This is a genomic window from Bacillota bacterium, assembly GCA_024655925.1.
Lineage (GTDB): Bacteria > Bacillota > DTU025 > DTU025 > JANLFS01 > JANLFS01.
The window spans coordinates 1-14,890 of the sequence record JANLFS010000077.1 but is presented as its reverse complement, the minus strand read 5'-3'; the positions used below and the strand labels follow the sequence as shown (position 1 = coordinate 14,890).

Below are 14,890 nucleotides of genomic sequence, written 5' to 3'. Positions count from 1 at the left end.
CGTCATACTCATCATCGGTGATCTCCGGCGCATCCAGCGCGTAGTAGAGGTGGTTGTGGCGGCGGATCTCCTGTCGAAGCCACGCAACCCGTCCGGCGGCGTCTGACACCTGTCACACCTCCAGTCCCGTGATCACAGTTTCCGAAGTGGCGCAAAGCTCAGAGCGAATTGCTTGATCCCCTGTCCGGGGAAGGCTATGTCCACTATATGGTCACGCCCGCTCGGGCTGATCGCAACCACCACACCCTCTCCGAACTTCGCATGCCACACCCTGTCTCCCTCCCCATACTCGGTCCCGTCGTGTCTCGCACATGCAACCCGGGACACGGCAAACCGCTCTTCCCAAGCGTCTGCGAGCAGGTCATCGGGTATTTCAGAAAGGAACCGAGACGGCGGGTTAGCCACAGTCTGCCCATAGATTGTTCTGTTGGCCGCGTGGAGTAGGTAGAGCCTGTCGCGCGCCCTTGTGATTCCCACATAGCACAGGCGCCGCTCCTCCTCCAGGGAACGCCGGTCGGAAACCGACCTTCCGAGCGGGAATATGTTCTCCTCGACACCTGCTATGAACACAGTTGGGAATTCGAGCCCCTTCGCGGAATGCAGGGTCATCAGGGTCATAGAATCGCCTCCCACAACTGTCCGATCCAGATCGGTGAGGAGCGCCACTTCCTCCAGGAACGTCCCTATGTCTGACGGGCCGCCTGCTAGCCTGGCTGCCGCGGATGACTCCGGTGTATCCGGGACGCCCGGCGCACCACCCGCCCCAATCGTTCCCGAGTCTTGTGCAAATGCAGTCTGCCTGGCCTCAAACTCCCTGGTGACCGAGAGCATCTCCCGAAGGTTCTCGATTCTCGATTCCGCCTCCACAGTCCGCTCCGCCTCAAGTTCGCGAACGTACCCTGTGTCGTCCAGGATAGCCTCGACCATCTCCGAGACAGTGACCTGCCCGCGCTTGCTTACGAGGGATTCGATGACACTGATGAACCCGGAGAGAGCTCTTCTTGCGCGTGCGGGCACTCTCTCCGACGTGGAGGCCAGCACGACACCGCGGTAAAGAGACGCACCCTCCTCCGCCGCAAGCGCCCTCGCCACCGCTAGAGTGGACTCCCCTATGCCGCGCTTGGGAACGTTGATGATCCTCTCCACACTCACATCGTCATCGGGGTTGTAGACAACTCTGAGGTACGCCAGGACATCCTTGACCTCCCGTCGTTCGTAGAACTTCAGCCCTCCTACGATCCTGTAGGGGATGCCCCGGTTGAGCAGGACTTCCTCGATGGCGCGGGACTGCGCATTCATGCGGTAGAGGACCGCAAAGTCCCCGAAAGACGCCTGACCTCCCCTGGTCAGCCTCTGGACTTCGTCCGCGATGAACCGCGCCTCGTCTTTCTCGTTCTCCGCCTGGTAATGGAAGACCCTTTGCCCCGGCTCCCGCGACGTCCACAAGGACTTGCTCTTCCTGCCTACGTTGTGCGCTATCACGCGGTTCGCGGCATCGAGAATGTTCTTGGTTGACCGGTAATTCTGCTCGAGCTTGACCACGTGCGCCTCGGGGTAGTCCCGCTCGAAATCGAGGATGTTGCGAATGTCCGCACCCCGCCACTCGTAGATCGACTGGTCATCGTCCCCCACCACGCAGAGATTCCGATGGCCTGAGGCGAGCAGCTTGACCAGGATGTACTGGGCGTGGTTCGTGTCCTGGTACTCGTCGACCATGATGTACCTGAACCTGTCCTGGTAGGCTCCGAGGACCTCTGGATGCTCCCGGAAGAGCCTTACGGAGAGCATGATGAGGTCGTCGAAATCCACCGCATTCTGGGCCCGGAGAATCTCCTGGTACCTCCGGTAGATGGAGGCAATGGTCCTCTCCCGGACATCCCGAGCGGACGCGTGGTACTCATCCGGGCCGACCAAGTCGTTCTTGGCGGAACTCACCGCGGCTAGCACGGCCTGGGGCCTGTACATGTCCCCCGAAACGTTCAGCTCTCTCATGCATCGCCTGACCGCCGTGACCTGGTCGGACTCATCGTAGATCGTGAATCCCCGCTTGAACCCGAGATGTTCGATCTCTTGCCGCAGGATGCGCGCGCACAGCGAGTGGAAGGTGGACACCCACACATACTGTCCTGCCCTCCCCGCAAGCTCGGTGACTCTTGACCGCATCTCCTCCGCGGCCTTGTTGGTGAACGTGACCGCGAGTATGTGGTAAGGCGCCACCCCGCGCCCGGCTATCAGATGGGCCACCCTGTGAGTGAGGACTCTCGTCTTCCCGCTGCCCGCCCCTGCAAGGATGAGAAGAGGGCCTTCAGTGCAGGTGACGGCTTCCCGCTGTGGGGGATTGAGGTCCTGCAGGAGATCGACAGTCATGCGATTACGCCTCCAGCACCCGCTGGGCGGCGCGCAGCCGCGCGAGGGACCTCTCCCGGCCAAGAACCACCAGGCTCTCGAAAAGCGGCGGGGTCACCCTTCGGCCCGTAATGGCGATCCTTACCTGCATCAGAAGCTCCCCGGCTTTCCAGCCCGACGACTCCGCGGTCGCCCTGAGTGCGGTCTCGATTGACTCGTGGGTCCATTCCCCGATGCCCGAAAGCGCGTCAGCGGACGCCCGGACCATCCTGGCGATCTCAGCCCGGGGCAGGTTGGCCTTCGTGCCGAAGGCATTCGGGTCGATGTCGATGTCTTCGACAAAGAAGAACCCCAGCTTCTCGGGGGCATCTGTCAGCTTGGACAGCCTGTCCGTGACCAAGGACACAGCCTTCTCGAGGTAGTCCTGGTCGGAGATGTCGAATCCGGCGTCTTCGAGAAACGGCCTGACCCTGGCCGCGAGATCCGGGATAGTCAGGCTTCGGATGTAAACACCATTGAACCAGTCGAGTTTCTTCACATCGAAAATCGCATCCGACCTGGACAGGGTCTCAACAGAGAAGGCGTCGACCAGTTCAGAAAGGCTGAAGAGTTCCTGATCAGTTCCGGGGTTCCAGCCCAGGAGCGCGAGGAAGTTCAGGACTGCCTCGGGGAGGTATCCCATGTCGCGGTACTCGCCGATGTACACAGCCCCCGCGCGCTTCGAGATCTTGGTCCGGTCAGGGTTGAGCATGAGTGTGAGGTGTCCAAATTCCGGGGGATCCCACCCGAGAGCGTGATACGCGGCAAGCTGGTCAAAAGTATTCGTCAGGTGCTCCACAGCACGCAAGACGTGGCTGATGTCCATCAGGTGCTCATCCACCACGGTAGCGAAGTTGTACACTGGGCTTCCATCAGACTTCACTATCACGAAGTCCCCGCGCTCCGCCATGTCCTTCGACTGGTAACCGCGAAGCAAGTCAGAAAACGAGAGCATCACCTCGGGCACTCGCAACCTCACAACAGGGCGCCTGCCCTCCCGCACCAACCTCTCTTGGTCCGCATGCGAGAGCTCCCGACACTTTCCGGAGTACCGCGGCGACTTGCCCATGGCGATCGCAGCCTTCCGCTCAGCCTCAAGCTCCTCAGGACTGCAGTAACAGCGGTAGGCGTGACCTTCCTCCAGCAGTCTGCGTGCAGCCTCCTCGTAGGTGTGTCTCCGTTCCATCTGCCTGTAAGGAGCGTACGGCCCGCCGATATCAGGGCCCTCGTCCCACTCTATTCCAAGCCAGCGAAGACCCTCCAGGACTCCTTCCTCAGACTCCTTCGTGCTCCGCTTGAGGTCTGTGTCATCAATTCTCAGAATGAACTTGCCCCCGTACTTCCTTGCGAAAAGCATGTTGTACAGGGCAGTCCTGGCCGTGCCCACATGGCAGTTGCCTGTCGGTGACGGCGCAATCCTCACGCGTATCTTCTTCCCGCCGGTGTTCGAATCCATCTTCCCGAAATCAGCTCCTATTCATGCGGTTGCCCCAGTGAAGTTGAGCTTCGTGGTCCTGAGCGCTGGGACCTTGTAGAAGCCCTGGCTGTCCAGGACTGGTATCAGGGCAGTGTCCCTCGAGATCAGGTCGGTGTGGGCCAACACACCCCCGAGTATCGAGTCGGTGAACCGCAGGTTTCTCAGAGGTCGGGTGATCCGCCCTCCTTCCACCAGGAAGGTGCCGTCACGGGTCATCCCGGTGAACACCGTTTTCTGAGGGTGGATGGGGTTCGCATAGTTGAACCTCGTGACCAGGACTCCCCTGTCGGTAGACTGGATCATCTTCTCTACCGACGAGTCGCCCGGGGCTAACCTCAGGTGAAGAGGGAACCCGCCTCGGAGCGCCGACCCGGGAAGAGCATGCCCGGTCGGCTCCGCGCCTGCCCTCTTCGCAGCCATCCGGTCGAAGACCATCCCCGAGACCACTCCCTGGTCGATGATCCGGACCGGCCTGCGGGGGACTCCCTCAAAATCGAAGGGTATGGGGACGCTGTCCGGGTCCAATCCATCGTCCTCTATGGAGATCATCGGGCTCGTAACGGGCTGTCCCATCCTCCCGCTGGCGTAGCTGCGCCCCTCCAAGTAAGCCGCTCCGTTTATGCCCATGTATGCGAGCATTTCCAACATGGTGGCGACAGCAGGTGGTTCGAGGATCGCCACATACTCCCCAGGTTCAAGGTCCCCAGGGGCCTCACTGCTGATGCACTTGTCCACGGCACGTCTGCCCATTTCCTCGAGGTCCAGTGCGTCAAGCCGTCCACTCGCTCCGATGGCGTAGCCTGACCCGGTCTTCCCCATTACCACAGTGACGAAGGTGGCGTCAGTTCCGGCCGTCCAAGCGTACACTCCGTTGGAGTTGGCCACTGCGATCTCGCGCACCCGGGTCCTCAGGGAGCCTGATGCGGATGCTCCGATAGAGTCCGCCATGGCGATCGCCATCCCGGCCCGCCGGGCGCGTTCCACCGGTGAACAGGTCGCGGTGCGCTGATCAAACCCACCTGTGTCCTGATACGCCGAGGGCTCCGGAAGCCCCGGGAACTCAGGGTTGTCTGGTTGCATTGACGCAATCTCAGCCGCTCTTGCCACTGCTCGCGCCACCGAGTCCGGGTCCAGCTCGTTCGTGGTGGCACGGCCTTCCCTGCTGCCCAGGATCGCCCTGACTGTCAGTGCCGCGTCTTCTACCACGACATTCTGGTGAATCTCGGAATTGGCGAACCTCGTAAGGCCATCGCTCACCCCCAGCAGAACTGCCTCAGTCATGTCGGCCAGCGATGCCGCCAGTGCGGCATCGAGAATGGCATAAGCACGATCTTTCCCTACCATCGGCCCACACCTACCCTCACGTTGCGGAATCTGGCGGGGGACGCACCGTGGCCGACCCTGGCGATCTGGGTGGGCTGCCCCTTCCCGCAGTTGGGGACTCCCCATAACACCCACTCGTCCGGGCCGGCTATACCGTCGCATGACCTCCAGAACTCGTAGGTAATACCGGTATAAGTCGGGTTCTTGAGGACCTCTGCCAGCTCGCCGCGTCTGATCCGCCACGCGATCTCCGTGCCGAACTGGAAGTTCACCCTGCGGTCATCGATGCTCCAGCTCTTTATGCCGTCCATGAAGACGCCGTCGTCTGTCCCACGGATGAGGGACTCCAGGCTCTCGGGCCCGGGCTCCAGGGATATGTTGGTCATGCGGATGAGGGGCATGCGGTCCCACCCGGTCGCCCTCATCGTTCCGTTGCTCCTCATGCCGAACCTGGATGCGGTCTCTCTCGATGTGAGGTACCCCACGAAAACCCCGTGACGAACCAGGGGCGTGCGGGCCGCCGGCACTCCTTCATCGTCGTACCCGAAGGTCCCGAGCCCGCCCGGGAGTGTGGCGTCGGCAGTCAGGTTCACCAGGTCCGAGCCATACCGGAACGACCCCAGCATATCTGGGGTAAGAAAACTGGTGCCAGCGTATGAGGCTTCCGTTCCGAGCACACGGTCCAACTCCGTCGGGTGGCCGCAGGACTCATGGATCTGCAGCGCAAGCTGGTTTGTGCCAAGAACCAAGGTGGTCGTCATGGATGGACACTGCTGGGCAGTGATAAGCGACTGTGCTTCCTCGCCGACCTTCCTGGCGTGCCCGGGCAGGTCCAAAGACTCAACCCACTCGTAGCCTGCGGAGCGGACGTTGCCCTCAAACGTCCCGGGGTATGACCTGATCTGCACCTCTCCTGAACCGACGGCGATCGCCGACACTCCCGCTGCGCTCGCCACTAACGACTGTGTGATGTAGGCGCCTTCAGTGCTGGCAAACGTCTTCTCCTCGCGGACGAAAGACATGGTCCCCATCACTACTCTCACGTCAGGGCCCCCAGATCGTGCCCGCGCACATGCCTCTCGCAGAAGGTCGACCTTCTGCCCGAGGCTGACCTTCCATGGATCGACCTCGCACGGCCCGTGCCATTCCGCGACCACAGGAGTCTCGGGAGCCAGAACCACATCGGCCTTCTTGGACAGTGCCGAAGCCTGAGCGATCTCCACCGCCCGCGCGGCAAGCGCCGCCGCCTGAGACTCTGTCACAATACTTCCAGCTGCGAACCCCCAGGAGCCGCCCGCAATGACTCGCACTCCAATACCTTTGGACACATTGCCTGCGGCGTGCTCCACCGCGCCATTCTTCACTCTGAGCGCCTCTTCGGTGAGGCGGACGGACCTCGCGTCCGCATAAGTCGCGCCCGCGCGACGCGCAGTGTCCAGAGCCACCTCAAGAACTGTCAAGTCGTCATCCCTCCCGCGCGAATCTCAGGTCCCCGACCTGGCAGACGAGTATGCCCGCGAGTATCAGGCCAGCTCCCGCAAACTGCCTGGCGCTCATAGCTTCCCCGAGCCAAAGGTTTGCGAACAGCGCTGCAAGGACCGGTTCCATCTGGAAGATGAGCGCTGCGCGAGTGGGCGGGGTGTATTTCTGGGCCACAGTCTGGACGAGGTACGCAAGTGCAGTCCCAGTTGCGCCCAGGTAGACTGCTGAGAGGGCAGCTTCCCGTCCGAAGCCTGCAAGGTCCCGAAGGTCTGGCCCAGCGAACATGCAGGCGATCACGGTGACCCACGCCATCTGCGTGAAAGCTAAGAGGACGCCGTCAGACTGGGGCGAGTACTTGCCCAGAAGGACAATGTGGACTGCAAAAGCAAAGGCGCAGGCCAAGACGAGAAGATCACCTTGGGCCGGCCTGACCGAACCATCCAGACTCAGCATTCCGAGGCCCACTACAGCCATGGAGACTCCGATCGCCGCCCAGACTCGGACCCGCTTGCCGAGTACGACGAAGGCGAGAAATGGGGTGAAGGCAACGTGCATGCCAGTGATGAACCCGGCTTTCGACGCAGTGGTTGCGGCCAGGCCCAGGGTCTGCGTGAGAAACCCAACGAACAGGGGCACCGCAAGAACAGCTCCAGCCGCCAGAGTCCGGAGGCTTAGCCGGCGGAGTCGCGGCCCTGCCACAATACCTATGAGCAGCGTTGCCACGATAAACCTGGCCGCTATGAATGCAGCGGGGTCGAACCCTCGGACGACTGACTTGACTATCGCAAAACTGGTCCCCCATATGACACAGATGCCTAGGAGCGAGAGGTCGGCAAGTATGGACTTGCCTACCGCAGTGGCCTGGGGTGTGGGGACGGAGCCCACCCCCTCATCGTTCACATACAGAGCCAAGTTCGTTCCCTACTCCCATTCGATGGTCGCAGGTGGCTTGGAGGTGATGTCATAGACTACCCGGTTCACCCCTGCGACCTCGTTGACAATCCTGGAAGAGATCCTCTCGAGGACGGAATGGGGGAGCCTGGCCCAGTCCGCAGTCATGCCATCCTCGCTCACAACAGCGCGGACCACGACGAAGTACGAGTAAGTGCGGCCGTCTCCCATCACACCGACACTCCGTCCGGTGGGAAGAACCGCAAACGCCTGCCACACGTCGGAATAGAGCCCCGCCCGGCTGATCTCCTCCGTGACTATCGCATCCGCCTCCCGGAGAATCTCGATCCGCTCCGCCGTCACCTCTCCTAGAGCCCTGACTGCCAGCCCAGGGCCTGGGAACGGGTGCCTTCCAAGTATCGTATCGGGAAGCCCGAGCTCTGCACCGATCAGCCTTACCTCATCCTTGAAGAGAAGGCGCAGAGGCTCCACCAGTTCGAACTTGAGGTCCTCAGGAAGTCCCCCGACGTTGTGATGGGTCTTGATCTTGGCGGCCGGACCCGTGTCCTTGGCAGTGCTCTCTATCACATCGGGGTAAAGGGTGCCCTGGACTAAGAACCGCAAGTCGCCCAGGCGAGCCGCCTCCTCCTCGAAGACCCTTATGAACTCCTCGCCGATCACCCGCCGTTTAGCCTCAGGATCTTCGATCCCTGCGAGCCTGGAAAGAAACCTCTCGCGTGCGTCCACCACCACGAGATTCAGGTGGAAGTGGCCCCGGAAGACCTTCTCCACCTCCTCGGGTTCTCCTTTCCTGAGGAGGCCGTGATTGACAAAGATGCAAGTGAGCCGGTCGCCGATGGCACGCGCCGTAAGAAGGGCCGCGACAGACGAGTCCACCCCGCCGGATAGGGCGCAGACCGCGCGATCGTCACCGATCTGCCTCCTGATGGCCGCGATGGTTTCCTCGATGAATGATCCAGGAGTCCAATCACCCGGCAGCCCCGAGATACGCAAGAGGAAGTTCGCGAGGATTTCGCGGCCGTGGGCGGTGTGCACAACCTCGGGGTGGAACTGCACTCCATAGATTCGCCTCTGCGGATCCTCGATCGCGGCGACGGGGGTGTTGGCGGACCGGGCGGCAACTCGGAACCCCGGGGGGAGTGAGGCAACGGAGTCCCCGTGGCTCATCCACACTGAAGTAGGCGACGGAACACCATCGAAGAGCTGGCATTCCGGGTCCAATTCCACTTCCGCCGGCCCGTACTCGCGTCTCTCAGCCCTCCTGACCTCGCCGCCTAGGGCCATGACCGCAAGCTGCATTCCATAACAGATCCCGAGCACTGGAATCTCGAGGTCGAAGATCCCAGGATCGCACTTTGGGGCAGTCTGCTCATATACGCTTGCAGGTCCACCCGACATGATGATCGCAGAGGGAAGCGTTCTCGCCATCTCCTCCGCACTCAAAGAGTGAGGCACGATCTCGCAGTGGACCCGCAGCTCCCGGACCCGGCGGGCTATGAGGTTCACATACTGAGATCCGAAATCCATCACGAGCACACGGGGGGAGTTCATTTGGATGCCCCCCCATTCCACACGTACTCCTTCAGGACCCCGACGAAGGGCAGGTTCCGGTATTTCTCCCGGTAGTCCAGACCGTACCCCACCACAAACCTGTCTGGAATGGAGAACCCGTTATAGTCGGGAGTGATGGGCACTTCGCGCCGCTCAGGCTTGTCCAGGAGAGTGCAGACCCGGACAGACGCTGGTTTTCGGCTCCTGAGGTTTGAAAGGAGGTAGTTCAGAGTGAGCCCAGTGTCGATAATATCTTCCACTATCAACACATGTTTGCCTTCAATAGGAATATCGAGGTCTTTGACTATCTTCACAACACCAGACGACCTCGTAGCCGCCCCGTAACTCGTGACTGCCATGAAGTCAGTGTGTATCGGTACGGTGATGCTCCTCATGAGATCAGCCGTGAAAACCAGAGCGCCCTTGAGGATACAGACCAGGAGAAGCTCCGATCCTTCGTAATCCTGAGATATTTGGCGCCCAAGTGCTCCGACCTTCTCGTCGATCTGCTCCTTCGAGACAATGACTTCCTGGATGTCGTCTGTGATGCTCGCTCCGCCCTGCACTGGCATCCGCCCTACGCCTCCCTTGTCAACCTGAAAGGCCGGTCCCCTTTTCGCGGCCGGGACCGGCCTGTCTGTTCTTGACCTGCCGGGGTGACAACTCGTCCGAGTAGCCGATGGCCCAGATCAGCGCTGCCGCCACGCCAACGCGATCCCCCGTGCCTCGTGGGCCAGGGCTTTCGGAACCTCTATAGTTATCACCGCAGTCTTATTGTAACTCTTCGGCCTTTTCACGTCGACCACCTTTGCGTCGCAGATCTCTCGGCCTGCCCGGTCAGTCGCCCTGACGTGATCCCCTGCCTCCGGTACAGGGAGATACTCATAGGGGAAGGATACGGTGGCAGACCCGCCTGGCTTGCTCATGTCCACCATGAAGATGGCAAGCCCGGGGCAGGCTGGGATGCATCTTCCGCACCCTCGGCATGCCTCAGCATCAAGGACTGGAAGACGGGTTATGGGATCTCCCACGGTGATAGCTCCGAAAGGGCACCCGGTCTCACAGGGGTTACACGGTATCTCCTGCAGACACTCGATCACTGCGATCGGACCCCTCGCCATCCTCTCCTGGCTCGGACACCCACCGCAAGCACACACGTCCTCCCACGTGACCACGCCATCCGCTGATACATCATGCATGAGGCCTACTCACTCCTCTGCGACGTTGTGGACCTGCGGATGACCCTCCGATCGAATACCTTCGGAACCACGTCCAGCCGCGATATGTCTGCGCACATCCTGACGTCCTCCTCGAACCCTATGCTCGCGAGGTAGGCCCCGTGTTCGCTCCGGAGGAACTCGTCCGTCAAAGATGGCTTGCCTCTATCATACAGCACGGCCGCGGCGCGCGCTGAGTCCGAGAGGTCCGCCCGTGCCCGCACCGCGAGTGATGACGCCAGAAGACCCGCGCACAGCGCGTCTTCCATCCCGAACCGTCCCTCTCGGCCTGCACACGCAAGGACCACATCCGCGCCATGCTGGATACACGCATCGACAACTGCATCCGCGTTCAGGAAGGACCCAATCAGAATGTCCCGGGCCGCACAGTATTCCTTGATGACCCGTGTCCCGTTGGTCGTCGTCAGGATTATCTTCTTGCCTTGCACTCTCGCTGGGGTGTACTCAAGCGGGGAGTTGCCGAGGTCGAACCCGTTCACCATCTCGCCCTTGCGCTCACCGCCCAGTAGGTAGTCGGATCGCTGGTAGCCCCGGGCTATGGTGATGGCTTCTTCTATGCTCTCCGTCGGGATAACCTCCTCGCACCCGTTGGCGAGAGCAATCGCTATGGTGCTGGTGGCTCTGAGTACGTCTATGACCACCACAACAGAGTGCTGTGCGTCTTTCGCCGTGATTTCCCCGGGCGCCAAGGAAACATCGACTCGCATGATAGTTCCCCTTTCGATGGACCTCACTTGGGTGAGCGCACAGACTGAACCAGGGCTCGGATACCTTCCGGGTCCGGCTCCCAGTAAGCCCCCCGGAACCGCCCGGGGAGGGTCGCGGTCTCGAGCACGGTGCCTCCCAGCGCTCGGAACCGCCACCCGATCGCCACCATCTCGCGGGTGGTGAGATCCGTCTGCGTGTATTCACGCACGATGGAGAGAATGCGCCGTGACTCCCGCAATCCTTCCCAGGAAGCGAGCTTGCCCAGGACGGCCTTCATGAACTGCTGCTGCCTGCCGGCTCGAGAAATGTCACCCAGTGCATCGTGACGATATCGAACATAGCTGAGGGCGGTTCGCCCGTCCATCATGTGAACCCCGGGCGCAAGGTCTATGGAGTACCCTCCCGCCACATCAGTGTACTTCATGCGCTTGTCGACCACGATCTCGACGCCTCCCACCGCATCCACGATCTTCTCGAACCCGTTGAAGTCCACAATCATGTGCCTGTGCACTTCCAAGCCGAGAAGGTTGGACACTGCGGCCCTGGCCAAGGCAGTACCGCCGAGAATCGTGGCGGCATTGATCCGGCGTACCCCGTGCCCGGGTAGGCTCACCAGGGTGTCACGGGGGATGGAAATGAGAGTGGCCCCTGTCCCTCGCCTGGGCACGACCATTAGAATCATTGTGTCGGTCCTGCCTGGGCCATCCTGGGCAGTGCCGTTCGGCGCGTATGTTATGTCCTCTCCCAACAGCAGAATATTCAGGGAGTCGCCGGGAGTTGGAAGGGCCGTAGCCCACCTCAGAGTCAGGTAACCGGAGACAGCGAAAACCGCGAAAACAAGAAGAACCACAACAGCCCACTTCCGGCTGGGCCGGCGCGTGGTTCCGGCATCGAATCCCCTGATGACACCATTCTCTGAACCGGTCATGTTCAAAGCCTCCGGCACGCGTTCTCTCTTCATCCGTCACAATTCGACGTGCCTGTCTTCTTATCCTCCCGAACGTGGCAGCCTGGCCCCAGGTTCGGCGTTGGCAGACATCGGGGATACGATACCCCGCTCGAGCCGGAAGAAACCTGCGGATGCAATCATCGCGGCATTGTCGGTGCACAACTCCAATGGCGGGTAAAGCACAGAGAAGCCACACGCAGCACCTTCCGCCTCCAACGCTGACCTGAGCGCCAGGTTGGCCGCCACCCCGCCGGAGACCGCGACTCGGGGGACCCCAGCGGCGACCACGGCGAGCCGGACTCTGTCCACGAGGACACTCACCACAGCCTTCTGAAACGCGGCTGCTACGTCTGGAAGGTTGACCTCGTCGCCCCTCAGCTCCGCCCGGTGCAGGTAGTTGATGACAGCGGTCTTGAGCCCGCTGAAACTGAAATCCATAGGGCTCCCTGCCACGTGAGACCTTGGGAACTCTATGGCTTCAGGGTCACCATCTCTTGCCAGACGCTCGAGGGCTGGTCCGCCCGGGTATGGGAGGCCCATGACGCGGGCGACCTTGTCGAACGCCTCTCCGGCCGCGTCGTCCCGAGTCCTGCCGAGAACCTCATACTCTCCGTGGGCCTGCATGAGAATCAGTTCCGTGTGCCCTCCCGAGACTGTAAGACAGAGCACGGGTGGCTCGAGTCCAGGGTGGGCGATGAAGTTGGCGTAGATGTGGCCTTCCACATGGTTCACGCACACAAACGGAGCCCCGATTCCCAACGCGATCGCCTTGGCCGCGGAGAGTCCCACGAGGAGTGCCCCCACAAGCCCGGGGCCGTAGGTGGCCGCAACTCCGCCAATCTCGGATTTGTCGATCCCGGCACGGGTCACAGCCTCGTCCAGGACAGGGATGATGGCCTCAATGTGCTTTCTTGATGCAATCTCCGGGACGACTCCACCGAACCTCATGTGTACATCGATCTGAGATGCGACAACAGACGACAGCACGCGGCGCCCGCCCGCCACCACTGCGGCGGACGTCTCATCACAACTGGTCTCGACTCCGAGGACGAGCCGGTCAATCGACACCGAGTGGCCGCCTCCCTTCCGCGCGGCCCTCGCACGAGTCCACGGCCTCAAGTGCGGCATCGAGGTCCTCCACCCACATTATGAGGGCGTCCTCCTTGTTGTCCTCGTAGTACCGGGGCCGTATCCCCGCAGGCTCAAAACCGAGAGACATGTATAGCGCTTGCGCGCCATGGTTGGACACTCTAACCTCGAGTGTCATCCGGCGCGCACCCCTGGCCCGGGCCAACCGCATCAAGGCCGCCATCATCGCCCGGCCCACTCCGCTGCGGCGGTAGCCGGGGTGAACTGCCACATTGGTCACGTGGGCTTCATCGCATATCAGCCACATGCCAGCGTATCCCATGACGCCACCGTCTGCCGCCTTCGCCACGACGTACTGCGCCTGCTCGTTCCGGGTGAGTTCGTCTGCGAATGCCGATCGCGGCCACGGTGAAGAGAAAGAGAGGCGCTCTATCTCTGATACCCGGTCCAGGTCAGCCATGGTCATCAGCTCTATCTCCATTCTCATCTCTTACAACTCCCCGCCAAGGAGCTTGACCTCGGCCTCTGACTCCCTGAGGTACATCGGGACCATGGTCGCCGGGTCTCCCTCCTCGCCGGAGGAGATGAGTTCGGCTGCAACCAGGCCGACCTGCGCTGGCCTGAGCACAAGAAGAGCATCAGGCGGGATCACCGCCTGATCGCCCAGGCCGGACAGAATCGCCTCCCTGTGCATTGCAGCCCCATCCCCGACAAATATGCACCTCCCACGGGATTTTCCAGCCTCAAGGAGTATGGAATCGAGTCTCTGCAGAGAATACGGAGTCATCCTCTCGCCAGCGCGGCCCGCTCTCGACGGTTTGAATGCCGCGGTGTAACAGCGCCCGTGTCTCGCGTCTATCAATGCCCAGATTTGATCGTCGGCATCGCCCGTCCGTCCGTAAGCGAGGGCGTCAGGGCCGGGGACACCGATCGCAGGAACCCCAACTGCCCACGCCAGGGCTTTGGCCGCGGCAACCCCAATGCGAACGCCGGTAAAGGAACCCGGCCCAATACACGCCGCCACGCAATCAAGATCCTGCGGGGAACACCCAGTCGCCGAAAGAGCAGCCTCCACAGAGGACATGAGTCTCTCTGAATGCGTCCTCCGGACGTTCATAATCTGTTCTGTCATAAGTTCCCCGTCCCTGAGAAGCGAGACACCTCCGACCGTGGTCGAGGTGTCAACCGCAAGGATCAGCAAGACCTATCTCCTCCATAAAGGCTGAGTACCTGGGGCCATGTGCGGCGAATTCAAGTGTGCGGAACGTATCCTCGGGCCCCATTCTGACCCGTATCTCCAGCCGTTCCATGCGTTCCAGGGCGGGGAATACCCCAGGCCATTCCACGATCGCAACTCCATCTGAGTCCAGGTATTCGTCAAGCCCCGCCTCTTCCACGGACGCCTCGGAGGTCAGCCGGTACAGGTCGAGGTGGTACACAGGAACACGTCCGGTGTACTCCTGAGCGAGCACGAACGTAGGACTGGTTACCGTGTCGGGGTCGACACCGAGCGCCTTAGCAATGCCCCTGGCCAGACAGGTCTTGCCCGCCCCCAAGTCGCCGGAAAGACACACGAGATCACCGGGGCCGAGCCTTCTGCCTATTCGCTCCCCGATCTGGAGTGTTTCCTGGGGCGAATGGGATGTCAGTGTCGTCATTTCGTGGCACTCCTACATGATCATACCTGACGTCCTGCACGCAGTCAAACTCGGGGCGGTGCGCGTCTGAGTCAAGAAGAAGTGGGGAGTCCCCCTTTCCTCGAATCGGTTACGCTTG

The 14,890-nt window shown here is 61.4% G+C and carries 15 protein-coding genes; all 15 read right to left on the bottom strand.

The window, feature by feature from the left end; all coding sequences use genetic code 11:
• Nucleotides 1–109, bottom strand: a 109-nt coding sequence (locus NUW23_11675) for a hypothetical protein (protein ID MCR4426823.1), incomplete at its 3' end; no start/stop codon positions are given.
• Between the two features lie 23 nt (nt 110–132).
• The gene (locus NUW23_11670; protein MCR4426822.1) at nt 133–2,367 is read right to left on the bottom strand and encodes a UvrD-helicase domain-containing protein; all 2,235 of its coding nucleotides are present in this window, start codon (nt 2,365–2,367) and stop codon (nt 133–135) included.
• 4 nt (nt 2,368–2,371) lie between these two features.
• The gene (gene gltX, locus NUW23_11665) at nt 2,372–3,808 is read right to left on the bottom strand and encodes a glutamate--tRNA ligase (protein ID MCR4426821.1); all 1,437 of its coding nucleotides are present in this window, start codon (nt 3,806–3,808) and stop codon (nt 2,372–2,374) included.
• 54 nt (nt 3,809–3,862) lie between these two features.
• On the bottom strand, nt 3,863–5,206 hold the full coding sequence (locus NUW23_11660) for a TldD/PmbA family protein (GenBank protein ID MCR4426820.1): 1,344 nt from the start codon (nt 5,204–5,206) through the stop codon (nt 3,863–3,865).
• Nucleotides 5,200–6,645 carry a TldD/PmbA family protein gene (locus NUW23_11655; protein MCR4426819.1) on the bottom strand — a complete coding sequence of 482 codons (1,446 nt, stop codon included), beginning with the start codon at nt 6,643–6,645 and terminating at the stop codon, nt 5,200–5,202. Before NUW23_11655 ends, NUW23_11660 begins: the two co-directional genes overlap by 7 nt.
• Nucleotides 6,646–6,649: 4 nt before the next feature.
• Complete coding sequence (locus NUW23_11650) at nt 6,650–7,579, bottom strand: DMT family transporter (protein ID MCR4426818.1); 930 nt, start codon at nt 7,577–7,579, stop codon at nt 6,650–6,652.
• A 9-nt stretch (nt 7,580–7,588) separates the two neighbouring features.
• Entirely contained in the window at nt 7,589–9,130 is a 1,542-nt protein-coding gene (gene guaA, locus NUW23_11645) for a glutamine-hydrolyzing GMP synthase (GenBank protein ID MCR4426817.1), read from the bottom strand.
• Nucleotides 9,127–9,702 carry a hypoxanthine phosphoribosyltransferase gene (gene hpt, locus NUW23_11640; protein ID MCR4426816.1) on the bottom strand — a complete coding sequence of 192 codons (576 nt, stop codon included), beginning with the start codon at nt 9,700–9,702 and terminating at the stop codon, nt 9,127–9,129. Before hpt ends, guaA begins: the two co-directional genes overlap by 4 nt.
• A 117-nt stretch (nt 9,703–9,819) precedes the next feature.
• Nucleotides 9,820–10,329, bottom strand: coding sequence for a 4Fe-4S binding protein (locus NUW23_11635; GenBank protein MCR4426815.1), 510 nt, complete (start codon nt 10,327–10,329; stop codon nt 9,820–9,822).
• Between the two features lie 5 nt (nt 10,330–10,334).
• On the bottom strand, nt 10,335–11,075 hold the full coding sequence (locus NUW23_11630; protein MCR4426814.1) for a 2-phosphosulfolactate phosphatase: 741 nt from the start codon (nt 11,073–11,075) through the stop codon (nt 10,335–10,337).
• Between the two features lie 23 nt (nt 11,076–11,098).
• Nucleotides 11,099–12,004, bottom strand: coding sequence for an LCP family protein (locus NUW23_11625; GenBank protein ID MCR4426813.1), 906 nt, complete (start codon nt 12,002–12,004; stop codon nt 11,099–11,101).
• Between the two features lie 60 nt (nt 12,005–12,064).
• Nucleotides 12,065–13,087 (bottom strand): tRNA (adenosine(37)-N6)-threonylcarbamoyltransferase complex transferase subunit TsaD, encoded by a 1,023-nt coding sequence (gene tsaD, locus NUW23_11620; protein MCR4426812.1) that lies wholly within the window; start codon nt 13,085–13,087, stop codon nt 12,065–12,067.
• Nucleotides 13,083–13,601: a ribosomal protein S18-alanine N-acetyltransferase gene (gene rimI, locus NUW23_11615; protein ID MCR4426811.1), complete on the bottom strand. Its 519-nt coding sequence runs from the start codon at nt 13,599–13,601 to the stop codon at nt 13,083–13,085. The genes tsaD and rimI overlap by 5 nt, the downstream gene beginning before the upstream one ends.
• 3 nt (nt 13,602–13,604) lie before the next feature.
• A complete protein-coding gene (tsaB, locus tag NUW23_11610; GenBank protein ID MCR4426810.1) occupies nt 13,605–14,315 on the bottom strand; it encodes a tRNA (adenosine(37)-N6)-threonylcarbamoyltransferase complex dimerization subunit type 1 TsaB in 711 nt (236 codons plus the stop codon).
• On the bottom strand, nt 14,296–14,772 hold the full coding sequence (gene tsaE, locus NUW23_11605; protein MCR4426809.1) for a tRNA (adenosine(37)-N6)-threonylcarbamoyltransferase complex ATPase subunit type 1 TsaE: 477 nt from the start codon (nt 14,770–14,772) through the stop codon (nt 14,296–14,298). The genes tsaB and tsaE overlap by 20 nt, the downstream gene beginning before the upstream one ends.
• Nucleotides 14,773–14,890: the final 118 nt, after the last annotated feature.

What these genes read in the sequence shown, in the direction of transcription:
- NUW23_11670 (MCR4426822.1), bottom strand. Translation starts at nt 2,367, where the DNA reads ATGACTGTCGATCTCCTGCAGGACCTCAATCCCCCACAGCGGGAAGCC.
- NUW23_11660 (MCR4426820.1), bottom strand. Translation starts at nt 5,206, where the DNA reads ATGGTAGGGAAAGATCGTGCTTATGCCATTCTCGATGCCGCACTGGCG.
- guaA (MCR4426817.1), bottom strand. Translation starts at nt 9,130, where the DNA reads ATGAACTCCCCCCGTGTGCTCGTGATGGATTTCGGATCTCAGTATGTG.
- hpt (MCR4426816.1), bottom strand. Translation starts at nt 9,702, where the DNA reads ATGCCAGTGCAGGGCGGAGCGAGCATCACAGACGACATCCAGGAAGTC.
- NUW23_11635 (MCR4426815.1), bottom strand. Translation starts at nt 10,329, where the DNA reads ATGCATGATGTATCAGCGGATGGCGTGGTCACGTGGGAGGACGTGTGT.
- NUW23_11630 (MCR4426814.1), bottom strand. Translation starts at nt 11,075, where the DNA reads ATGCGAGTCGATGTTTCCTTGGCGCCCGGGGAAATCACGGCGAAAGAC.
- NUW23_11625 (MCR4426813.1), bottom strand. Translation starts at nt 12,004, where the DNA reads ATGACCGGTTCAGAGAATGGTGTCATCAGGGGATTCGATGCCGGAACC.
- rimI (MCR4426811.1), bottom strand. Translation starts at nt 13,601, where the DNA reads ATGAGAATGGAGATAGAGCTGATGACCATGGCTGACCTGGACCGGGTA.
- tsaE (MCR4426809.1), bottom strand. Translation starts at nt 14,772, where the DNA reads ATGACGACACTGACATCCCATTCGCCCCAGGAAACACTCCAGATCGGG.